Below are 23,394 nucleotides of genomic sequence, written 5' to 3' on the forward strand. Positions count from 1 at the left end.
ACTCTAATTAGTTGTTTTGATTATCTCACCCTGCCTTTAGGCTTATGATTTTTATGAGCAGCTTTATGACTCCCTTTGTTGTTTTTAGAACTTGGCTTTGCGGCTGTTTTAGAATGGTTTTTGTTCCTTCTATCCGCATTTGTTTTTGCACTAAACGCCCTTTGTTTGCTAAATTCCTTCGCCGCTTTAATGGCGGATGTTTTTGAAGATTCTACTTCAGAGCTTGAGCTTGAAAGCAGTTCATAAAGTTTGCTGAGCTCCTCGTCTTCTAGTTCACGCCAATCGCCTACGGCAAGGCCTTTTAACTTGATGTGCATGATACGCACTCTTTCCAGTTTAGTTACCTCAAAGCCAAAATGTTCGCACATGCGGCGTATTTGTCTGTTCAAACCTTGTATCAAGGTGATTCTAAAAACATGACTGCCTTCTTTTTTAACTTTACATTTCTTAGTCATTACACCTAAAATGGGGACGCCTTTTCCCATATCTGTAATGAATTCGTCAGTAACAGGCTTATCTACAGTCACTAGATATTCTTTCTCATGGTTATTTCCGGCTCGTAAAATTTTATTCACCAAATCGCCATTGTTGGTTAAGAAGATAAGGCCTTGCGAATCTTTATCTAGCCTACCGATGGGAAAAACACGTTCGCTGTAATTTACATGGTCTACAATGTTGTCTTTTACGCCACTCTCGGTGGTGCTGGTAACACCTATAGGCTTGTTGTAAGCCAAAATTACAGTGCTATTGCCCTCACGTGCTTCTATTTTCTGTCCGTTTACACTTACTACATCGCCTGGAGCTACTTTGTCGCCCACTTTAGCACGCTTGCCGTTGATAAATACCTGACCTAGTTCAATGTATTTGTCGGCAGCTCGCCTTGAGCATAGGCCGCTTTCACTGATATATTTATTTAAACGTGTAGAAAAATCCATAAAGAGAATTGGTAATTGTTGCAAATTAACCAATTCTAAATTAAACCCGCTTACGAAGTGGATAGATAAGTAACAAATTACTTCGCAGCGGGCTGTCGACTAAAACTTTTGTTCGTCGGCGCTTGGTCCGTAAGATCCTGGAATTGGGATGTTTAATAAGCGAAGATAAACTCCTAGCTGCGCCCTGTGATGGATGGTTTGACTTAGTGCCACTCTAATGATACCGTATTTGGTCATTTCAGCATGGATGTGGTCGCCTGTGCGCAAAATCCACGGCTGTTCTAGAAACGCTTCTTCTACTTCTGATAAACTTGCTAAGCTTTCGCTCAAGCCTTTGTCTAGTACAGCAATAAGCTCGTCGTTATTTTCAACCTTAACGGGGTTATATGGAGCAGTAGCGAAATCCAATTCATCTGTGGTGACGCCCAGTTTTGGCCAATTCATTAAATCTGCAATGTGTGTGGCCAAGTCCATCATTTTCATGCTTTTTTCATGTGGTGCGTAATCGGGTTTGTCAAAAGGAACTAAGGCTAAAAATTTGCGAGTTGTCACTGCCTCTTGGGTTAATTCGTGTTGAAGTAATTTGATGATGTCCATAATTTTATTTGTTTATACAACAAAGTTGGGATGGACTAATGACAACCCTATGGCAGTGCGTTTTTTGGTGATGATTTTTTTATTTTTTTAACCATATAAGGCATATAAGAATATGTAAGTTTTTAGATTTTCCCTCTGCCTATTAGTGTGCTTAGGTTTTTCAGAAAATGATTATAACGCGTAAGGACATGTAAGTTTTTAGATTTTCCCTCTGTTTCTTAAGTGTGCTTAGGTGGCTTAGGTGTTTCAAAAAATTATTAAAGCTTAATAATCAACAGGAAGTTGTTTCATATATTCATTAATGCTGATGTGGGTGGCAATAGTGAACGGTGATGACAAGCACTGCAAGTGCAATATATTATTCACCTTAAAATCTCGATAAGCTCCGCGTAGGTGACAATAACCAATTAGGTGCCATGAAAATGCGTAAAATATCAGCCCAATAGGTTCCAGTTGTCTTTCGCTTATTTCTTCCTTATAATTTTTGTATTTAATTGAAATAACTGCTTTTTCAGCGATAGCATTTTGTAAAACAGATAAATATTCGGCATCGCTTTGCAGTCGTTTGGGGAGTTGCAACCTGATGTTTTCATTCAGCTTTTCCAAAGTATCTTTTTGACTGCTTTTTAGCACGTTTTTAACTTTATCTAAGGCGGTATGATAATGTTGTCGGATAGATTTATCTGCAAAACCTTCAATAAAACGCTCCATCATGAGCAGTGCGCTTGCCTCATCCGTATTAAACGAAACAGGAGGTAAAAAATAGCCTTGTACAATAAAATAACCTTTGTTTGCTTCGAAACTGAGCGGTATACCTTGTTCTGCTAGCGCCTTGATATCCCTGTAAACTGTTCTTACGCTAATTTCAAATCTGTCTGCAATGTGATCAGCGCTGACATACTTTTTAGATTGTAAGAGCACTAAAATGCCAAAAAGCCGATCAATTCTATTCATAAAACAAATATAAAAGGAACGATAATGCTACAAAAAAAATACGCAAACTAAATCGTTTCGGTGCGTGTTTTGTTGTAGCACAGCATTGTCATGTCAAAAAATACATTAGCCAAACCTCAAAAACGCTTTTTTACCGCTACCAAAGGTAAGGTTGTGATCGGATTTCTGTTCGCGGGGTTTGCCCTATTAATGGCTTGGGGTGTAAGTAGATTTGTATTTGGTGAGATATTAGGCACGGTGGAAAAGATATCTACTCCCAATGCAAAACTGAGATTGGTAAATAAACTCTCTAGCCAGATTGCTTCTTTAGATCAAGTGCAAAGGGAGCCAAAAAATAACGTTACCTTTTTTGCTGCTACTCAAAAACTAGCGAGAACAATTGATACCCTTAGCGGACTTTACAATAATGATGAGAATCAGTTGAAACGTTTAAGACGATTGAAACAACTATTGGCCGACAGAGATCGACAGTTCTTAGCGTACCTAGAAGTAAAGGAAAATTTGGTGAATACCCAGTCGTTTTCCGACGAGGTGAAAAAACTTAATGATTTGCTGGCACAAAGAAGTAGGGAAGCGGACAGTGCCGTGTTTACCACTCAAACTTCTACCTCTACCACAACAGTAGCGCCGGAAGAAGAACAACGTTCGAGAGGATTTTTAAGCAGGTTGTTTGGTAAAAAGAAAGCGGAAGTTTATAAAATCATTAACGAAGAATATAAAGTTAAAAAGGATACCCTTAATCCGGTTGTGGAAGATAGCGTGATGCGCAATGTTGAAGCAGCGTTAAACACGATAGAACTAGAGCAGAAGCAAAAAAGTAATCGTTTTTTGAAAAGGGAGGCTGAGCTGGCAAGTTCGAGCAATGCTTTAACAAAACAAATGCTGAACGTATTGCGAGAAGTGGAAAATGAGGCTTTGTTACAAGTTGATCAAGATGGGGAGCAGGCAAAAGTGATGGTCAGTGAGGGGGTGGAGCAAATCAAAATCATCATTATCGTATTTTTTGTAATAACCTTGATTTTGGGCTCGCTCATTTTAATCGATATCAGTAAAAATAACCGTTACCGATTGGCATTGGAGAAAGCGAAAGAGGAGGCAGAATATCACGCTAGGGCTAAACAACGTTTTCTTTCGAACATGAGCCACGAAATAAGGACACCCTTGCAGGCAATTTTGGGCTACGCGGAGTTTATTTCTAAACAGCAACAGCCTGATCGGCAGCACGTAGATGCCATACACCGATCATCGGTACATTTACTGCAAATTGTTAATGAAGTGCTCGATTACAACCGTATTACTTCTGGAGAATTTACCTTTAAACAGGATAATTTCAACTTGCGTACCCTGTTAAACGAAGTGATCGATGCGATGATGCCGTTAGCCGAAAAAAAGCATATTCAATTGTTGAGCGATTTTAATTTGGAAGAGCAACAGTGGGTAAACGGCGATGCTTTCAGGTTGAAGCAAGTACTGTATAATTTGATAGGCAACGCTATTAAATTTACCAATGATGGTTACGTGAAACTATTGGCGGATTGCAAGCAAAAAGATGATGCCGTACATTGCTATTTCGCTGTGGAAGATACAGGTTTAGGACTTTCTGAAGACGACCAAGAAAGAGTTTTTAAGGAATTTGAACAAGCTAGCGACATTGCTCAACAAGCGATGAACCAAAATGGTACCGGCTTAGGTTTGGCCATCGTTAAAACGTTAGTTGATGCGCAAAGCGGAAGAATCAACGTAAAAAGTAAATTAGGTAGTGGCAGCACGTTTATGGTTTATCTTCCTTACAAAAAAGCCAAAGTGTCAATCAGTAAAGACACCTTAAATGTAAAACAACAATTGGATAGAACTAAAGCGGTTTGGGTAATTGATGATGATAAGTTGATTTTACAGTTGTGCGAGCTGATATTTGGTGTAAATGGAATTCCTTTTAGGGTATTTAGTACTGCTGCCGAAGTGTTGAAGCAGCCTATAGATGACGCTTTGACTTACGTTTTCGTGGACATGCGTTTGGAAGGAATCACTGGTTTGGAATTACATCGACAGTTAAAGCAAAAATTGCCGGATCATATCAAGTATTATGCAATTACCGCACAAGTTTTGCCCGATGAGCAACAGGCTGTGCTGGATGAAGGTTTTGAAGGAGTAATTATTAAGCCGTTTAAGGCGGAAGACCTGCTGAGCTTGTTTGCCCTGTCTAATACAGTTCAAGAGCCATTGACTTTTGATGAAAAACCCTTGCAGCAAATGACCATGGGAGATCAGCAATTGATGAAAAAAATACTGCAAAGTTTTAAGGCTGATTGCAAGGAAGATGAACAATTATTGCAACAAAGTTTAAAAGATGCCAATCAGTCTGAGGTTCGCTTATTGGTACATCGTTTGGCTGGAAGGGTATCGCAAATTGGAGCGAAGGATCTAGGTATGAAATTCCGGGTTTTGGAGCAAAATGTCGCTAACGCTGATTTGATAGATACAGCAATCGAGGTTGACATTTCAGTCAAGCTGGAGGAATTAAACGAGTTGATCCACAAAGTTGATTTGTATATAGATAGCCTGACTTAGCAATTCAAGACATTTCACATTGCTATCTCATTTGTCAATTCCTTTTTAGTACTTACCAGCTAATAGCCTTAACTTTGTGCTATGAAACATACATCCGTAAAAGCTGTTTTTTTTGATATAGATGGCACTTTATTAAGTTTCAAAACTCATCAGGTTTCTACCTCTACAGCGCAAGCCATTGCTGATTTACAAGCCAAGGGCATTAAAGTGATTTTATCTACTGGAAGATCTATCAATAGTATAGATCATGTGAAGTATTTGAACTTTGATGGTTTTATTACCTTCAATGGGGGCTATTGTGTGGCTAAAGACGGCGAAATTTTGTTTAAACAATGTATTGATGCAAAGGATATTGAAGGAATTTTGAATTATGCCAAGCAAAATGCGTTGAGTTTCTCTTTCATGTCGGAAAGTGAGATTACCATACATGATGTTACGCCTGAAATTGCGGGCATGTATGCACACCTGAACTTGCCCGTGCCGCCTCCAGTTGATGCTGAAAAAGTAGATACTGCTTCAGTTTTACAAACCAATATTTTTATGGGTCCTGAAGAGGAAGAGGCATTCATGGCTGCCGTGATGCCTAATTCGGTAGCGTCAAGATGGACACCTTTGTTTGCAGATGTAAATCCAAAAGGACAAAGCAAAAAAGTTGGTATTGATATTTTCTGTGAACATTTTGGAATCAACTTGACTGAAACCATGGCTTTTGGCGACGGCGGTAATGATATCGAAATGCTGAAGCATGTTCAAATTGGGGTTGCTATGGGAAATGCCAATCCAGAGGTTAAGACCATTGCCAATTACATTACTGATGATGTTGACAGCGATGGGATTTGGAACGCATTAAAACACTTCGGTGTGATATAATAGTGTTGAAATAAAATTCACCGGCTGATTTTTATTTATCGCTTTGCGGATGGAATTAAGTTAATCAATGCCGTAGCGTTCCATTTTGCTATATAAAGTTTTTCGGTCGATATTAAGCAATTTCGCCGCTTTTGATTTGTTGTATTTCGATTTAAACAAAGCTTCGGTAATCAATGCTTTCTCATTAGTTTCGTTAACTGCTTTGATATCGGTAGGATTGGCTAATGTACTTGGAGCGGTCACGGCAGTCTTCATTTCATCAGGCAAGCTATCGGCAGTTGCCACTTGTCCAGCTGTAAGTAATACCATTCGTTTAATTACATTTCTAAGTTCCCTAAGGTTGCCCGGCCAATCGTACTTGAGCAGTAATTGGCGTGTTTCTCGGTCAACTTCTTTCACTTCCCTATGTAGTTCTTCGTTAGATAATTTAATGAATAAATCGATAAACAGCTCTAAATCCTCACCTCTTTCTCTTAACGGCGGCAGCTGAATTTTAAACTCGTTAAGTCTATGGTAAAGATCTTCTCTAAACTCACCAGTCTTCATGCTGTTTGCTAAATCATCATTGGTTGCCGTAATAATTCGCACATCAACGGCAATTTGTTTATTACTGCCCACAGGTTGAATTACTCTTTCCTGCAAAGCCCTCAACAATTTAACCTGAACTTCGTAGCTGAGATTACCAATTTCATCTAAAAAAATGGTTCCTCCGTTAGCTGCTTCAAATGATCCTTTTTTGTCGGTCAGCGCTCCGGTAAATGCACCTTTGGTGTGCCCAAAAAGTTCGCTGGCAGCTAAATCTTTAGATAGCGCACCGCAATCAATGGCTATAAATGGCTGATTTTTTCGTTTGCTTTGTTGGTGCAGTGTTCTAGCAGCAAATTCTTTTCCTGTGCCACTTTCCCCTTGTATAATAACCGACATGTCAGTAGCGGCCACCAAATCTATGTGTTGATATAATCGCTGCGCTGCGGGACTATTTCCCCGAATAAAACGATTGTCGATGCTGGTATTTTTTGGAGTGTTCTTTTTTTGCAGTGCAGTATTTACCACCATCAATAACTCATCCGGATTAATTGGCTTTGTAATGTAGTCACTTGCGCCTAATTGAATGGATTTTACCGCGGTACGCACATCGTTAAATGAGGTCATAATGATGGCAGGTGCCGTTATGGAAGTTTCCCTTCGGTGGTTAAGCACATCTATGCCAGTTCCATCAGGAAGTCGGTAATCTATAAGCAATAACTGAAAATCCTGCTGGGCAATTAATTTTAGTGCTTTAGCAACATTACCAACAATAGTAACTTCAAAATGATGCTTGGTTAAAAAACCTTCAATAATTTGCGCAAAGGTACTGTCGTCTTCAATAATTAAAATTGATGCCATATACAAAAATAACAAAAGCCAGTTTAATAACTGGCTTTCGCGTATTTAGTTTTAAATGAATAGAATTTTTACTACTCTACTGGTTTACCTTCAGCGTCAAATTTTAAAGAAGCCATTTCTTCTTCTTTTTTAACGTCTACTTGAAAGTAGCTTTTATCGCCATCTTTCACACTGAACGCTGCTGTTGGTGTCCATGCTTTGTACGGATCTGTTGACAGTACTGTTTTGATTGCTTCTGGTAGTGCTGATACTTCGATTGGAGTTCTAACTACACTATCTTGTACCGAAACGGTTTCGTTAAGTGAAGCTTGAGCCATATCTACAGAAGTGCCAGCTAATTCTACTGGTTTACCTTCAGCATCAAATTTTAATGAAGCCATTTGCTCTTCTTTTTTAACATCTACTTGGAAGTAGGATTTGTCACCATCTTTCACAGTAAATGCCGCAGTTGGTGTCCAGTCTTTATATGGGTCGGTTTGAAGCACAGTTCTAACTGCTTCTGGTAATTCTTCTACTTTAATTGGGGTTCTAATCACACTGTCTTGAACGCTTACAACTTCAACTTTATTTACCGAAGCTTGTGCTTCAACTGCTGTAAATCCTGCGAATGCTACGATAGCTGCTACAAATAACTTTTTCATAATATCTATTTTTAAGTTTTTAATTTTTGTGAATTATACTTAGCTAATAGTACATAATGATGCCAGTGCCTGTGCCAAAATTTAAGTTGTTGTATTTCAGTTTTTTGTGATTTTTGTAGTAGCTTGCTAGGTGTTGCATTTCTCCACAACTTGTAGCTAATGGCATCAAAAAAGTATTATATTTTAATATTCGATGGCATTAAGCTTAATTTGTAATATGCACAGATATTTATCAGCAGATTGGATTTTTCCAGTTACTTCGGCACCTATAGCTAACGGAGTATTGCAGGTTTCGCCTAACGGAGAAGTCCTAGCACTATATACAGAAAGCGAAGCGGCGGAGCAGCAAATTAACGATGTTGAGCGTTTTGAAGGCGTACTGGTACCAGGATTCATCAATACGCATTGCCATTTGGAACTTTCTCATTTATTCGGAAAAATTCCAGAACAAACTGGTTTACCCGCATTTGTAAGAGAAATAGTTGCTCAGCGTACAGCTAGAGATGAAATTGTGATTGAAGCCATGAAAGCGGCGGATAAATCCATGTATGAAAATGGTATCGTTGCTGTTGGCGATATTTCAAATCAATTGATCTCAAAGGAAGTTAAGCAGCACTCCTCTTTATATTATCACACTTTTGTGGAAGTATTTGGCTTTAACAAACCTTCTCACCCCATTATGGATGATGCGATTCGCATACGGGATAGTTATTGGCCATTAAAAGCTTCAATTGTACCACATGCGCCGTATTCGGTGTTTGAAGAGCTGTTTAAATACATTGAAAAAGAGACTAGGCCTATTGATATTTTAAGCATACACAATCAGGAAACTTTGGCAGAGAACGAGTTTTTTGAGCGTGGAACAGGTGATTTTGAAGCTATGTATCAACGAATGGGCGTTCCTAAAACCGATGCACACGGAACCGGGAGTAACGCCATTCATTACCATTTGCCACAATTGCCTAAAAATAGAACGCTTTTGGTACATAATACTTTTACTAGCAAAGCCGATATTGATTTCGCCAGTGCACATCACAAAGAGCTGTACTGGTGTTTATGTCCCAATGCCAATCTATATATCGAAAATAACTTACCAGAGGTGATGTTATTTCTGGATCCACAAATTAAAGTTACTTTAGGAACAGATAGCTTGGCAAGTAATCATCAGTTATCGATATTGGCCGAAATGCAAACTTTGCAGCAACAAAAGCGAGTTCCTTTTAACGAGCTACTAAAATGGGCAACCATTAACGGAGCTTGTTTTTTAGGGATAGATCAGCAATATGGAAGTTTCGAACCTGGAAAAGCACCAGGAATTAACTTGGTTGAGCTTGGGGCTGGTCATATCATCAAGTCAAAAAACGTAAAACGATTGATTTAATGCAAAACCGAATCACTTCTTTATTTCACATTCAATACCCCATCATCCAAGCAGGTATGGTTTGGTGTAGCGGTTGGCGTTTAGCGGCGGCAGTGTCCAACGCTGGCGGATTAGGTATTATTGGCGCTGGCTCTATGTATCCTGATGTGCTACGTGAACATATCCGGAAGTGCAAGCAGGCTACGTCCAATCCATTTGCGGTAAATGTACCATTACTGTACCCCAATGTGGAGCAAGTGATGGAAATCCTAGTAGAGGAAAATGTTAAAATTGTATTCACTTCAGCGGGTAATCCAGCAACGTGGACTAGTTTGTTAAAGCAAAACGGAATGACAGTGGTGCATGTAATTGCCAATACTAAATTCGCTTTAAAAGCACAGCAGGCCGGTGTAGATGCCGTAGTTGCAGAAGGCTTTGAAGCTGGCGGACATAACGGTAGGGAGGAAACCACTACCCTGTGTTTAGTTCCGATGATTAAGCAGGCGTTAACCATTCCAGTAATTGCTGCTGGCGGTATCGCAACTGGTAAAGCCATGCTAGCTGCCTTTGCTTTAGGTGCCGATGCGGTACAAATAGGTTCTGCATTTGCCGTTGCTGAGGAATCATCAGCACATCAGAATTTCAAGGAGAAGATCATTGCAGCAACAGAAGGCGACACCAAATTACGGATGAAAAAATTGGTGCCAGTGCGTTTGCTTAAAAATGAATTCGCTGATGCCGTTGCACAAGCCGAAGCAAACGGCGCATCAACCGAAGAATTAGCCGCTTTGTTGGGTAGAGCTCGAGCGAAATTGGGAATGTTTGAGGGAAATATGGAAGAAGGGGAGCTAGAAATAGGTCAGGTATCGGCTATGCTTAGTGAAATAAAACCTGCTGCAATTATCCTTCAAGAAATATGGACAGCATTTTTAGCGGAGAAGGAAAGGTTGAGTGCGTTGGCGTTTTAAGTTTTACCACCTTAGAATGCCTGATTTCTTAAGATGTGATTACTTGGGTATAGCTATATTTTCAATCTAAGATGTTCTAAGGTGTTTTAAAAGAATCCGTCACCATTGTTTCCAAAATCACATTGTTAAATTATTGCATTGTTAAACGGTTCCGTCTTATCTTTACCGCTTAATCACAAGCAAAATTATCTTCGACCTCGGTCAGTTGACTTTCGGACTATATCAAATGAAGCACATCAACATTAAAGTAATAGGAAAGGTACAGGGTGTATTTTTTAGAGCAAGCACAAAAGCTGTGGCTGATCAAATGGGCGTGAAGGGAAAGGTGAAAAACGAAAAAGATGGTTCTGTTTTGATCGAAGCAGAGGCAGATCCAATCACTTTGGATATGTTTGTAGAGTGGTGCCAAAAAGGACCAGAGAAAGCAAATGTAGAACAAGTGCTGGTGGAAGAAGGAGAAATTCAGAATTACACTAACTTTGTCGTTATCAAAAAGAACTTACTTTGGTAATATAATTTAAACTGTAGATTGACGAATTACGATTTAGCCAGCTACAGTCTCAAAAGTGTAAAGTAGCAACATTGATTTTAGGAAATCGTAAATCTAAAATCAAAATAATTAGAGATTTAACTTGTCTGTAGCAAAGAAATTTTTAGGGCAAACTATGGTGTATGGTATCAGTACCATCTTAACTAGAATGCTTAATTTCATTTTAACACCAATATTCACACGTACTTATGCCGCTGCGGTTTATGGTGTTTTTACTAAGATGTATAGTTGGGCATCCATTATCAATGCAGTTTTGGCATTTGGCATGGAAACCACCTATTTCAGGTATCTAAATAAGTTTGAAGACAGAAAGCAGCAGGTGTATAATAACTCCTTTTTGGTCATCGCTTTTATTTCGACGTTATTTTTAATTACTGGCTTGGTATTCACCGATCCAATTACACGCTGGCTGGTCAATAACGATACGTCGAATTTTAACGATCAACGACGATATGTGCAATATTTTATATGGTTGCTTTTTTCTGACGCCATCTGTGTTATTCCCTTTGCCAAACTCCGTGCAGATGGAAAGCCATTTAAATACAGCATCATCAAGTTTTTAAATATCTTCACCTATGTAGCTTTGTGCCTTTTCTTTATTTATGGCATTCCAATAATAATTAAACAAGATTTGCCTGCGGCAGATTTCTTTTCAGGGTGGTTCAGAGAAAAATGGGTGGGCTACGTATTTATTGCAAATTTAGTGGCAAGTGTATTAACGTTTATCTTGCTCATTCCAGAGTTTTTGAAACTGCAATTGAAGTTTGATAAGGACATGTTCATGAAAATGCTTTCCTACAGCTGGCCTATCCTTGTTGCAAACTTGTCGTTTATCGTTAACGAGAACCTGGATAAAATCCTGCTGGACAAATATGCTACAGAAACACAAGTAGGTATTTATGGTGCGGTTTGTAAAATCGCTATTTTTATGAGCATCTTCAATACGGCATTCAGATTAGGTGCCGAGCCTTTCTTTTTCAGTCATGCCAAGCAAGAAAATGCTAAAACTACCTACGCTAATATTCTTAAGTATTTTGTGGTTGCATTAGCAGTTCTATTTGTGGCATTAGTAGCCAACATCGAAATTTTAAAGCATTTTATCAGTAGAGATAAGGCACATGTTGCAGAGTATTGGGTTGGTTTGCCGGCAGTTCCGTATTTGCTGTTGGGTTACGTTTGTTTGGGCATTTACATGAATCTTTCCATTTGGTATCGACTGTCAGATCAAACTCGTTTTGGTTTATATATTTCGGTAACTGGGGCAATAATAACCATTGTCTTAAACATTGTTTTAATACCGAAATACAGTTATATGGGTTCGGCCTGGGTAAGTATGATCGCTTACTCCGTAATGATGGTATTATCCTATGTTTTAGGGCAAAAGTACTATCCAATTCCTTATAATTTAAAGAAGATTTGTACCTACCTCATCGGTTCAACTGTTATTGCGTTTTGTTCATTTTTCCTGTTTAATAGAAATATATATATCGGCAATGCCCTGTTATTAGGTTTTATAGCAATTGTATTTTACTTTGAAAAAAACGAATTAAGAAAAGTTTTGAAACGTTAATTTATTCACTAATTTACTCATTTAGTCATTCAGTCATTCAATCATTAATTCATTCACTCATTCAAGCGATAAAATGGAAATCAAAATCATTAACAAATCCCATCACGCTTTACCAGCCTACGAAACGGCTCATGCAGCTGGCATGGATTTAAGGGCTTTTATTCCAGAACAAATCATAATTAAACCATTACAGCGTTTTCTAATTCCAACGGGTTTGTTTATGGAGCTTCCGGTTGGCTATGAAGCGCAAATTAGACCGCGAAGCGGATTGGCTTACAAACATGGCGTTACGGTATTAAACTCGCCAGGTACTATTGATGCCGATTATAGGGGTGAGTTAAAAGTATTGTTGGTTAATTTGTCGGATACTGATTTTGTGGTTAATGATGGCGAACGTATTGCCCAAATGGTAGTTGCCAAACACGAAACTGTAGCTTGGAAGCAAGCAAATGAGCTTAGTGCAACAGATAGAGGCGAGGGTGGTTATGGTCATACGGGTAAATAAGCTGGCTTGAAAGATGAAAATGTAAGTTTGTAGCTATTATTAAGCTTAGCTAAGAAATGAAAATCGAAAATTGTTTTATGTTCTTCATGTCCTCGTGGTGGAAAAAAGCGAATAAGCTATTTTTTATTTCGATGCTATTGATGGTGTGCGCTGCAAGTAAAGCACAGCAATCGCCCGTTGCGGTAAAAGATAGCAATGCAATTAAGGAGCTTTTTTTTGCGGGTTTGAAAGAAAAAATGAACGAAAATTACACTAACGCCAGTAGTAGTTTTTCCAAAATTCTCCTTATCGATCCCAGTAATGATGCCGCACATTTCGAACTGGCCAACTTACAATTAAGGCAAAACAAAATATTGGATGCGGAGGTGTCCATAAAAAAAGCATTAGTAGGCAAGCCGCAAAACATTTGGTATCTCAAATTGCTGAGCGAAATTTATAAGCGAAATGGCAATATGGATGCACTGGTGCAAACTTTTGACAAGCTCATAGCGCTGGATCCTGACACGGAAAGTTTTTATTTCGATCGTGCAAATGCCCTTTTTATTTCTGGTAAAGTTGATGAATCTAAGAAAGCCTATGATTTTTTGGAGCAAAAGTTTGGAGTTTCTAAAGCTTCCGCTGCGGCAAAAAAGAGGTTTAAAACCAGCGATACCAACGGCAACGAATTACAAAAAGCCATTACCGATAGTCCAAACGATGTTAAAAACTACTTAGAGTTGAGTGGTGTGCTGCTCGAAAAAAATCAAAACGAAGAAGCGCTAAACATTTTATTAAAGGCGAAGGCAATTGATGCAGATAATTATGAGGTGAATTTAGCCTTGGCCGATGTGTACAATGCATTGAAGAAGCCAGATGAGGCATTTAGTGCGCTTAAAATAGCATTTGATAATACTGAAATGCCTTTGCCCAGCAAATTGAACATTTTAAGCCAGATGCTAACACGGTTTGGTAAGCCAGATGTTGCAAAGCAAGCTAAGGAGTTAGGGGCGATTTTATTGAACGATTATAAAACGGATTCGAAAGTATTAATCCTCTATGGCGATATTTTATACCAACAGGGAGATTTAAAAGGTGCTAAAGAACAATACATGGCAGCCATTAAAATAACCGAACAATTGTATATTGCTTGGGAAAAATTGCTTGGTGTGCAAACTTTAATGGGAAACTACGACGAGGCAATCAAAACAGGTGAAGAGGCGCTCACCGTCTATCCCAATCAGGCAATCCTGTATTATTACAGGGCTTTCGCCTTACACCGAAATAATCAAAATGCTGAAGCTAGCTATGAATTAACAAATGCTTTGCAGCTAGATCCAGAAGATACGAATTTAAAAGCTATGATTTTAGCACTACAGGCAGAAGTGCTGATTGACCAAGGTAAGCTGAAAGAAGCCGATGCCAGCTTTGATAAAGCGGTTTCCCTAGCGCCAAATAATTACCAAACTATGAGTAATTATGCTTACTATTTGGCACTACGCAATCAAGATTTAGCAAAAGCAGAGAAATTGGCAGCTAAATCAGCATTGGCTTTGCCGCAAAACTCATCAATATTAGATACTTATGCTATCGTGCTATCTAAGGTAAATAAACTCGATGAGGCTTTAACGTACATCCAAAAAGCACTTCAAAACAACGAAGCCAACAATCCTGTTTATCTAGAACATTATGGTGATATCCTTTTTCTGAAAGGAGAAAAAGAAAAAGCAGTAGAACAATGGCAAAAAGCTAAAATGTCGGGTAATCAATCGGAGAAATTAAACAGAAAGATCAATGAAAAGAAATATATTAAATAGCATCGTATTGGCTGTAGCGGTGATGAGTTTGTTCAGTTGCAGACCTAAAAAGGAAATTGTAAAGGCACCTTCGGTTGCTGAAAACGCACCGGTTGCCGATAAGAAGTCGGAAAATTTAGCCAGTTTAAAAAGTAAGGATTTAGCCTTTAACACGCTATCATTAAAAGGCAAGGCACAGTTAAATGTAGACGGACAGGAAAACGGTGTAACGCTAAATGTCCGCATGAAAAAGGACGAGACAATTTGGTTCAATATCACGGCATTGGGAGGCGCATTTGAAGTAGCTCGTGGAATCATTACACCTGATAGCTTGTTTTTAATGAACAGGCAACAACGATCGGTGTTAAAAAAGCCATTTTCTTACATTTATGACTACACCAATAAACAAGTTAATTTCGGTTGGTTACAATCTATTTTAACAGGAAATACCATTAAAGAGTTCATGGTCGAAAAATCATCTTTAAAGATGGAAAACGGCGTATGGATGCTTAATGGTACCGAACAAAATTTAGCCTACAGCGTATTGTTCAACACGTTATTGAAGCCGTCAGAACTTAACCTTAATGATGCAGCAGAGGCACAGGCATTAAAAGTGAATTACGATAAATATACGCCAATTAATAACGGACTGTTCCCCTTGGATTTGAAAATAAACTCATCGGTTAGCAATAAAAAAATAAACATTGCCGTTGAGTTTGTTAAAACTGATGTAAATGTGGGTGTTGAATTCCCGTTTACTATCCCTAAGGGGTTTGAAGTAATCCGTTAATTTTTTATACTTTTGGCTAATGAAGTTAAAAACAGCCTTACTTTTAGTTGTTGCTATTCTTTTTTGCACCGCTACTTTTGCACAAACAAGCAAAGAATTAAAGCGTAAAAAAGAAGCTTTGCAACGAGAAATCGAACTTGCAGAAAGAAATCTTAATAAAACTACAAGCGGAAAGAAATTAACACTTAGTCAAATCAACGCTATAAGAGCGCAGATTAGCTTGAGGCAGGAAAAAATTGCGACCATCAATTCAGAAATGAAGAATTTGGATCAGCAAATTCATGAGAATACAAACAAAGTACAAAATCTGAAAGGTAGGCTAGCCGATTTAAAAAAGGAATATGCTGGCATGATCCGCTTTGCGCAACGTAACCGTAATGCTTACGATAAAATGATGTTCATTTTCGCTGCGAGCGATTTTAACCAGGCTTACAAGCGTATCAAATATCTTCAGCAGTTTGGCCAGTACAGAAAAAAACAGGCGGCCTATATACAGGGTACCGAGCAGCAGTTAAGCAACCAAATTGTGGTTCTCGATAAAAACTTAAAAAGCAAAGGCAGCTTACTTAAGGAAGAAGTAAACGAAAAAACCAAGCTGGATAAAAATAAAAATGAACAAACTGCGGTGCTTAGTAAACTAAGTAAGCAAGAAAAGCAGTTCAAACAAGATATCCAGAAGAAAAAGCAACAACAGGCGGCAATTGATAGAGAAATTAGAGCAGTTATTGCGAGAGAAATAGCTGCGGCTAAGAAAAAAGTTGAAGAGGAGGAAAGAGAGCGTGAAAGGATTGCTGCTGCTAAGGCTAAAGCTGAAAATAGGCCAGCTCCAACGGTAGCTGCATCAAAACCTAAGACAAATAGCGAGGCTTTAAGGTCAACTCCAGAGGCGGCAAAACTCTCGGATGCCTTTGAGGCAAATCGTGGAAGCCTGCCGTCGCCGGTTTCAACTGGTTATATTACCGCAAGGTTCGGTGCGTATAAAGTAGATCAAGCATCCGGTAAAAATGACGGCGTGACCTTTCAAACTTCCGAGGGAGCTTCGGTTAGATCGGTTTTTAACGGTAAAGTAACTAGAGTAACTAATATCATGGGAAGATGGGTGGTAATTATCAGACATGGTGAATATTTCACTATCTACACCAATTTAAAAAGCGTTTCGGTTTCTCAAGGAGAAAATGTAAGCACTAAGCAAACCATTGGAGTTGCTGGAGAAAGCGATGGCGTACCGGAACTTGAATTTCAAGTTTCTAGGGGAGGAGTACCTCAAAATCCAGAAAGTTGGCTAGCCCGATAAGCTGTGTTTTTGCTTAAATAAAAGCTATATTTGTATAAAATCGTTTTAAAATGTATTATACGCCGTTATTAGAGTTTTTGAATATGGGGGGAGGCGAGATGATCATCATCATGATCGCCATACTTTTGTTATTTGGAGGTAAAAAATTACCCGAATTAGCAAGAGGTTTAGGTAAGGGAATCCGTGAGTTTAAAGATGCCTCGGAAGGTGTAAAACGAGAAATACATCGCAACATCAACTCTTTTGATACGGATGAAGAAGACAAAAAAGCTGATCAAAACCACACTTACCGCGAACCAACACTAGATCAGTCACATTCTATCCACGAAGACAATAATACTACTGCTGAGGAAAACCAAGTTAACACTTACTCCGTAGATAGTAGAGAAGAAAATAAGGAACCTAAGAGTTCCCAGTAAGAAATTGACCATATAAAACAAAGCCATGTTACAAACCACAATGCTAGCTGCGCTAGGCACTCCAGAGATCATCCTTATCATTATAGCTCTTTTATTACTTTTTGGAGGTAAGAAAATTCCAGAGTTAATGAGAGGATTGGGTAAAGGTGTTAAAGAATTCAAAGAAGGAAAAGACGGAGTTGATTCAACTAACGATACTCCAAACAGACCGCAATAGTCTTTTGCAACATTTTAAGTCTAAATTTTGAAAAAATATACCTCGTTAACTGAGATACAGGGAAAACTTGCGCAAAAGCAACTCACTTTAAACGAATTACTGGCTTACTATTTAGATCAGATAGATAAGCATCAACACCTCAATGCTTTCAATGAGGTGTTTTTTAGTTCTGCCCGTAAACAAGCTGAAGTTGTACAGGCTAAGCTAGATCGGGGACAAGCAGGTAAGCTTGCGGGAATGGTCATTGGTATCAAAGATAATATCTGTTATCAAGATCACATCGTAACCGCATCCTCTAAAATGTTGGAAAGTTTTGTTGCTCCTTACTCTTCAACCGTGGTAAAGCGACTGCTAGCCGAAGATGCCATTATCATTGGCCGCTTAAACTGCGATGAGTTTGCCATGGGAGGATCTAATGAAACTTCCTATTTTGGAACTGTAAAAAATGCGGCCGATGAAGAACGTGTTGCTGGAGGTTCATCTGGCGGTTCGGCAGTAGCCGTACAGGCCGATATGTGCTTGGCAGCGCTAGGGACTGACACCGGCGGATCAGTACGCCAGCCCGCAGCATTTTGTGGAAATATTGGGTTTAAGCCAACTTATGGCCGTATTTCTCGCTACGGCGTTATTGCTTACGCATCTTCTTTTGACCAAGTTGGTACTTTAACTTCTTCAGTTTCTGATGCTGCCTTATTGCTGGAAGTTTTAGCAGGAGCTGACGAAAATGATAGCACAGTGGCTTCGATTCCGGTTCCTAGTTATACAACATCGCTCACTACATCGTCAGGTAAAAAGAAAATAGCGGTGTTAAGGGAAACTGTCGAAAGCGAGGCACTAGATCAGGAGACCAAAAACGAAATTCTTAAAGCAATTGAAAAAATCAAAGCAGACGGACATGATGTAGTTGAAGTTTCTTTCGACTTGTTGGATTATCTAGTCCCAACTTACTATATCTTAACTACTGCCGAAGCTTCATCTAATTTGTCGCGTTATGATGGTGTACATTATGGATATCGTAATACGCAGGCTCAAAGCTTGAACCAACTGTATAAAAGCTCAAGGGCTGAAGGATTTGGAGAGGAAGTAAAACGCCGCATTATGCTGGGCACATTTGTGTTAAGTGCGGGTTATTACGATGCTTACTATCAGAAAGCACAAAAAGTGCGTCGGTTAATTAGAGAGAAAGTAGTTGCGCTATTACAGGATTGTGATGTTTTGATAAGTCCTGTGGCGCCAACACCTGCATTTAAAATTGGCGAAAATGTACAGGATCCATTGGTGATGTATATGGCAGATATTTATACTGTTTTAGCCTCGCTGGCGGGCATTCCGGCGGTAGCATTGCCATTGGGCAATAATCAGCAAGGTTTACCGTTAAGTATCCAATTGATGGCCAAACACTTTGATGAAGAAACATTATTATCTTTGTCGCACAGTTTTTTGGAAAAAGCTTGAATATAAACGCAAACGCACATAGGGTTGCTAAATTCACATTTGAAAACTGTTTTGGATGTGTTCTCGGTAATTCCAAACCAAATGTTGCTATGTGGTCAAAAAATAGCCTATGAGGAAATTGATACTTACCATTTTAACTTTTGTTATTGCCTTAAGTGCTTCGGCTCAAATTCCCGTAAAAATTCAGAATGATACTATCCTTAAAAGACTAACTAATGCTCCTTTAAGTGATACTATAGCTGTTCCTCAAATCGAGCAACCCTTACTTTTAGGACAAAGTTTGTTGTATAAACTACGTTTAGATTCCATCAAACAAACCGTTCCGTTAGATTATAACGAATACGTACAGAGCTATATCGATATCTACACTAAACGAAAAGCAATGTACGGTGATATGCTAGGGCTCTCCAACTACTACTTCCCCATATTTGAAAAAGCCCTAAAAAGTTACAATATCCCAACGGAAATCAAGTATTTGTCTATCGTTGAGTCATCATTAAATCCACATGCGGTTTCGAGAGTTGGCGCAACGGGTTTGTGGCAGTTCATGTTTGGTACCGCTAAAGCTTATGGACTAAACATGGATAATTTCGTAGATGAACGTAAAGATCCTATTCAGGCTAGTTATGCCGCAGCAGCTTATTTTAGAGATGCTTACGAAGAACTTGGCGACTGGCTACTAGCCATTGCTGCTTATAATTGTGGCAAGGGCAATGTGCAGAGGGCTATTGACAAAGCTGGTTCACGCAATTTTTGGGACATCAGAAGATTTCTACCGAGAGAAACTAGCAATTATGTGCCTGCGTTTATTGCAGCAGTTTATGTGATGAAATATGCAAATGCTCATCAAATAGCTCCTAAGGCTGCGCCTTTTGCTTTCAAAACGGATACAGTTTTAGTACGTAACTTTGTATCGCTAGCTGATGTAGCTACGGCAATAAATCACAAGGAAGAAACTTTATGTGCTTTAAACCCTAGTTATAAAAAGAAAATTATCAATGGAACTAGTGTTTCGCCAAAGCGTCTAGTAATTCCACGAACTGATTATCAATATTATTCGCAGTTATTTGAAATCTTAAATAACGACATTGATATAGATAGAGAAATAATTTTGGCGTCAACAGATGATGTGCGGGATTTACGAAAGAAAGTATTGCCTAAAAAAGAATTACCACAGCCAAAGTTGATTATACACAAAGTGTTGCCAGGGCAAAATCTTACAGCAATTGCCAATCAATACAAAGTAGAAGTGCAGGATTTGAAAGTGTGGAATAAATTAGTAGCTGCTACTATTATTCCAGGGCAAAAGCTTAAAATTTATCCAGATACGGTTCCGCAAAAAATATTACCAAAGGCCAAGCCCGTTTTTGTGAACTATAAAGTTAAACAGGGTGATACACTTTCAAGCATCGCCGAAAAGTTTGATGGCATTACTGTGGCAAGTTTGAAACAAGCTAACGGTTTAAAATCTGCAAAAATTACTGAAGGAATGGTGTTGAAGGTGATGTAACTTTCTAAAATATAATCGATAATAGGATGAAGGTATTGTTCTTTTTACTAATGGCAATTTTGCTATGCGGATGCTTGGTTCCGGGCTCACCCGTGTACTTCAATTTTAAATCTAAAAATCCAACTGCTGCAGATTCACTAGTGGTCATCTCGTTTCCAAATGAAATAGATTATCAGTACAAAAGCAGACACTTCAGTGCAGATAGCATTTTACTGATCAATCCAATTACATCAAAAACGCATAAGATGAAGCCAATTACGCTGCAATATGCCGACGGAATTCCTTTATCTTATCATTCAGCTTATGTAAGACAAAGGTGGAACTTGAAAAAACTAAAGAAAACAGAATTCATTGCTTTAGAAAAATACGTTAGCGGTAAGCTGGTAGTGGACACTTTCTACAAAGCAAATAGACCGTAGTAGCTAATCAATAGTATACTTAGCGTGTTCACGCACCCGTTTTCAAATTTAATTCGTATAACTTTATAAATCTTTATCGGTCCTTAAACTTGGTCCGGCAGACTATTTATTGCATAGGCAACACGCTCAATCTCAACATAGGATTGACAAAAAACAAATCGTATCCTGAAAAAAGATTGTAACTTTGGCGGCTACAAAAAATTATAAAAATGAGCAAGATTAACAGAAAGCAAGATGCCTTGGACTATCACTCGCAGGGTAGACCAGGTAAAATTGAAGTAATCCCAACCAAACCGTACTCCTCTCAACGCGATTTGACATTGGCCTATTCGCCCGGCGTTGCAGAGCCTTGTTTAAAAATTGCAGAAAATAAAGACGACGTATATAAATACACAGCCAAAGGTAATTTAGTTGCGGTAATTAGCAACGGTACCGCCGTGTTAGGCCTTGGCGATATTGGTGCCGAAGCAGGTAAACCAGTAATGGAAGGTAAAGGTTTATTATTTAAAATTTTTGCCGACATCGATGTGTTCGATTTGGAATTGGACACTAAAAACGTAGACGAATTTGTAAAGATTGTTAAAGCCCTAGAACCAACTTTTGGTGGCGTTAACTTAGAAGATATTAAAGCACCTGAGTGTTTTGAAATTGAGCGTAGGTTGAAAGAGGAAATGAACATTCCGGTAATGCATGATGATCAGCATGGAACGGCAATCATTTCTGCTGCGGCTTTAATTAACGCTTGTGAACTGCAGAAAAAGAAACTAGATAAAATTAGAATCGTAGTAAATGGCGCTGGCGCTGCTGCTATCTCATGTTCAAGACTTTATGTTGCTATTGGCGCAAAGAAAGAGAACATTGTAATGTGCGATAGAAATGGTGTAATTCGTGCTGATAGGGAAAAATTAGATCCTATCAAAGCTGAGTTTGCAACCACCCGTAATTTAAATACCTTGGAAGAGGCTATGAAAGATTCGGACGTGTTTATCGGACTTTCTTCCGCTGATTGCGTATCAGTAGATATGCTGAAATCAATGGCGAAAAACCCCATTGTAATGGCAATGGCCAACCCAAATCCGGAGATTGCGTACGATTTAGCGATTAATTCTCGTAAGGATATCATTATGGCTACTGGCCGTTCTGATTATCCTAACCAAGTAAATAACGTTTTAGGTTTCCCTTATATTTTTAGAGGTGCTTTGGACGTTAGAGCAACGGCAATCAACGAAGAAATGAAAATTGCTGCCGTTAAAGCAATTGCCGAATTGGCTAAGAAGCCAGTTCCGGAAGCGGTAAACATGGCCTACAATGCAAAAAACTTGAAATTTGGCAAGGATTACATCATTCCTAAACCAATGGATTTTAGGTTGATGACCAATGTATCAATGGCTGTGGCAAAAGCTGCTATTGAAAGTGGTGTTGCCCGTAAAGTAATTACAAATTGGGATGCTTATGCTGAAGAATTGAGAAAGCGTTTAGGTACTGATGACGCCATTATGCGTGCCATCACTAACAAAGCGAAATCTGATCCTAAGCGTGTAGTTTTCGCAGAGGCTGATAATTATAAAATTTTAAAGGCAGCTCAAATCGTTAGAGATGATAATATCGCTATTCCTATCTTATTAGGTAACAAAGAGCGTATCGAGACAATTATCGAAGAGAATGCACTAGAATTAGACGGCGTGCAAATCATAGATCCAGCATTAGAGCCAGAAAGAACAAAAAAATATGCTCAATCTTTGTATGAAAAAAGACAGAGACGTGGCGTAACTTTAACTGAGGCAGTAAAATTAATGCGTGATCGTAACTATTTTGGTTCTTCAATGGTAGAGTTTGGCGAAGCTGATGCAATGGTATCTGGTTTGACTAAAAACTACGCAACAACCATTAAACCAGCGTTGCAAATTATTGGTACAGAAGAAGGTGTGGGTCGTGTAGCAGGTATGTACATGATGATGACCGAAAAAGGACCAGTATTTTTTGGCGATACTACTGTTAATGTTGATCCAACAGCAGAGGAATTAGTGGATTTAACTTTGCTATTGGAGAAATCGGTGAGGAAATTTAACATCACGCCTCGTATTGCGCTTTTATCGTATTCCAACTTTGGTTCTAACGAAGGCATCATTCCAGAAAAAACACGCAAGGCAGTTAAAATATTGCATGAGAAATATCCAGACATCATTGTAGATGGTGAAATGCAAGGTAACTTCGCTATCAATAACGCCATGCTAAAGGATAATTTCCCATTCAGCAGTTTGGCAGAAGCGCCGGCTAATACACTGGTTTTCCCTAACTTGGAATCAGGCAATATTGCTTACAAACTTTTACAGGAACTGGGAGGTGCTGAGGCTGTTGGTCCAATTTTGTTAGGCTTGAAAAAGCCGGTACACATTGTACAATTGGGCAGCTCAGTAAGAGAAATTGTAAACATGGTAACTATTGCAGTGGTTGATGTACAAGCGAAAGAAGAAGCGGCAGGAAGTAAGAAGAAAGGCTTGTTTAAAAAGAGTAAATAAGCTTTTAAGATAATTTTAGAAGGCAGGATGATTATCCTGCCTTTTGTTTTGAACGCAACTTTTATTGGCTTTGCAGCAGCAAGTTCTCCTATCGG

21 protein-coding genes are annotated in these 23,394 nt (G+C 38.8%); 16 read left to right on the top strand and 5 right to left on the bottom strand.

Features of this window, described 5'->3' with window-relative positions; all coding sequences use genetic code 11:
• Positions 1-20: 20 nt before the first annotated feature.
• From rluF to ACY2A0_RS10300, 3 genes are all read right to left on the bottom strand, one after another.
• A complete protein-coding gene (gene rluF / locus ACY2A0_RS10290; protein WP_461789368.1) occupies positions 21-935 on the bottom strand; it encodes a 23S rRNA pseudouridine(2604) synthase RluF in 915 nt (304 codons plus the stop codon).
• 99 nt (positions 936-1,034) lie between these two features.
• Positions 1,035-1,532, bottom strand: coding sequence for a DinB family protein (locus ACY2A0_RS10295; protein ID WP_461789369.1), 498 nt, complete (start codon positions 1,530-1,532; stop codon positions 1,035-1,037).
• A 264-nt stretch (positions 1,533-1,796) separates the two neighbouring features.
• Positions 1,797-2,486 carry a helix-turn-helix transcriptional regulator gene (locus tag ACY2A0_RS10300; protein WP_461789370.1) on the bottom strand — a complete coding sequence of 230 codons (690 nt, stop codon included), beginning with the start codon at positions 2,484-2,486 and terminating at the stop codon, positions 1,797-1,799.
• A gap of 90 nt (positions 2,487-2,576) precedes the next feature.
• Here ACY2A0_RS10300 and ACY2A0_RS10305 point away from each other — a divergent pair, with 90 nt between their 5' ends.
• Both ACY2A0_RS10305 and ACY2A0_RS10310 read left to right on the top strand, forming a co-directional pair.
• Entirely contained in the window at positions 2,577-5,054 is a 2,478-nt protein-coding gene (locus tag ACY2A0_RS10305) for a hybrid sensor histidine kinase/response regulator (protein WP_461789371.1), read from the top strand.
• An 81-nt stretch (positions 5,055-5,135) separates the two neighbouring features.
• A complete protein-coding gene (locus tag ACY2A0_RS10310) occupies positions 5,136-5,924 on the top strand; it encodes a Cof-type HAD-IIB family hydrolase (RefSeq protein ID WP_461789372.1) in 789 nt (262 codons plus the stop codon).
• Between the two features lie 60 nt (positions 5,925-5,984).
• Here the strand turns inward: ACY2A0_RS10310 and ACY2A0_RS10315 are convergent, their stop codons facing one another.
• Both ACY2A0_RS10315 and ACY2A0_RS10320 read right to left on the bottom strand, forming a co-directional pair.
• Positions 5,985-7,310, bottom strand: coding sequence for a sigma-54-dependent transcriptional regulator (locus ACY2A0_RS10315; RefSeq protein ID WP_461789373.1), 1,326 nt, complete (start codon positions 7,308-7,310; stop codon positions 5,985-5,987).
• Between the two features lie 71 nt (positions 7,311-7,381).
• Complete coding sequence (locus ACY2A0_RS10320) at positions 7,382-7,951, bottom strand: hypothetical protein (RefSeq protein WP_461789374.1); 570 nt, start codon at positions 7,949-7,951, stop codon at positions 7,382-7,384.
• 217 nt (positions 7,952-8,168) lie between these two features.
• Between ACY2A0_RS10320 and ACY2A0_RS10325 the strand changes: the two genes are divergently transcribed.
• The 14 genes from ACY2A0_RS10325 (at position 8,169) to ACY2A0_RS10390 (ending at position 23,299) form a co-directional block, all read left to right on the top strand.
• Entirely contained in the window at positions 8,169-9,332 is a 1,164-nt protein-coding gene (locus ACY2A0_RS10325) for an amidohydrolase family protein (RefSeq protein WP_461789375.1), read from the top strand.
• Positions 9,332-10,279 carry an NAD(P)H-dependent flavin oxidoreductase gene (locus ACY2A0_RS10330; protein ID WP_461789376.1) on the top strand — a complete coding sequence of 316 codons (948 nt, stop codon included), beginning with the start codon at positions 9,332-9,334 and terminating at the stop codon, positions 10,277-10,279. The genes ACY2A0_RS10325 and ACY2A0_RS10330 overlap by 1 nt, the downstream gene beginning before the upstream one ends.
• Positions 10,280-10,505: 226 nt before the next feature.
• Positions 10,506-10,790, top strand: coding sequence for an acylphosphatase (locus tag ACY2A0_RS10335; RefSeq protein ID WP_461789377.1), 285 nt, complete (start codon positions 10,506-10,508; stop codon positions 10,788-10,790).
• Positions 10,791-10,911: 121 nt separating this feature from the next.
• Complete coding sequence (locus ACY2A0_RS10340) at positions 10,912-12,399, top strand: lipopolysaccharide biosynthesis protein (protein ID WP_461789378.1); 1,488 nt, start codon at positions 10,912-10,914, stop codon at positions 12,397-12,399.
• 73 nt (positions 12,400-12,472) lie between these two features.
• Positions 12,473-12,904 (top strand): dUTP diphosphatase, encoded by a 432-nt coding sequence (gene dut / locus ACY2A0_RS10345; protein WP_461789379.1) that lies wholly within the window; start codon positions 12,473-12,475, stop codon positions 12,902-12,904.
• Between the two features lie 56 nt (positions 12,905-12,960).
• Positions 12,961-14,697 carry a tetratricopeptide repeat protein gene (locus ACY2A0_RS10350; RefSeq protein ID WP_461789380.1) on the top strand — a complete coding sequence of 579 codons (1,737 nt, stop codon included), beginning with the start codon at positions 12,961-12,963 and terminating at the stop codon, positions 14,695-14,697.
• Positions 14,675-15,466 (top strand): DUF4292 domain-containing protein, encoded by a 792-nt coding sequence (locus tag ACY2A0_RS10355; protein ID WP_461789381.1) that lies wholly within the window; start codon positions 14,675-14,677, stop codon positions 15,464-15,466. The genes ACY2A0_RS10350 and ACY2A0_RS10355 overlap by 23 nt, the downstream gene beginning before the upstream one ends.
• Before the next feature lie 19 nt (positions 15,467-15,485).
• Complete coding sequence (locus tag ACY2A0_RS10360) at positions 15,486-16,760, top strand: murein hydrolase activator EnvC family protein (protein ID WP_461789382.1); 1,275 nt, start codon at positions 15,486-15,488, stop codon at positions 16,758-16,760.
• A gap of 50 nt (positions 16,761-16,810) precedes the next feature.
• Positions 16,811-17,179, top strand: coding sequence for a Sec-independent protein translocase subunit TatA/TatB (locus ACY2A0_RS10365; protein ID WP_461789383.1), 369 nt, complete (start codon positions 16,811-16,813; stop codon positions 17,177-17,179).
• Between the two features lie 25 nt (positions 17,180-17,204).
• Positions 17,205-17,396, top strand: coding sequence for a Sec-independent protein translocase subunit TatA/TatB (locus ACY2A0_RS10370; protein WP_461789384.1), 192 nt, complete (start codon positions 17,205-17,207; stop codon positions 17,394-17,396).
• A 27-nt stretch (positions 17,397-17,423) separates the two neighbouring features.
• Complete coding sequence (gene gatA / locus ACY2A0_RS10375; protein WP_461789385.1) at positions 17,424-18,851, top strand: Asp-tRNA(Asn)/Glu-tRNA(Gln) amidotransferase subunit GatA; 1,428 nt, start codon at positions 17,424-17,426, stop codon at positions 18,849-18,851.
• A gap of 109 nt (positions 18,852-18,960) precedes the next feature.
• Positions 18,961-20,361, top strand: coding sequence for a lytic transglycosylase domain-containing protein (locus tag ACY2A0_RS10380; protein ID WP_461789386.1), 1,401 nt, complete (start codon positions 18,961-18,963; stop codon positions 20,359-20,361).
• A 50-nt stretch (positions 20,362-20,411) separates the two neighbouring features.
• Complete coding sequence (locus tag ACY2A0_RS10385; RefSeq protein WP_461791440.1) at positions 20,412-20,780, top strand: hypothetical protein; 369 nt, start codon at positions 20,412-20,414, stop codon at positions 20,778-20,780.
• Positions 20,781-20,989: 209 nt separating this feature from the next.
• Positions 20,990-23,299, top strand: a complete 2,310-nt coding sequence (locus ACY2A0_RS10390; protein WP_461789388.1) for an NADP-dependent malic enzyme — start codon at positions 20,990-20,992, stop codon at positions 23,297-23,299.
• Positions 23,300-23,394 lie beyond the last annotated feature (95 nt).

The sequence above is a fragment of the Pedobacter sp. genome, assembly GCF_965249885.1.
In the GTDB taxonomy this organism is placed as follows: domain Bacteria; phylum Bacteroidota; class Bacteroidia; order Sphingobacteriales; family Sphingobacteriaceae; genus Pedobacter.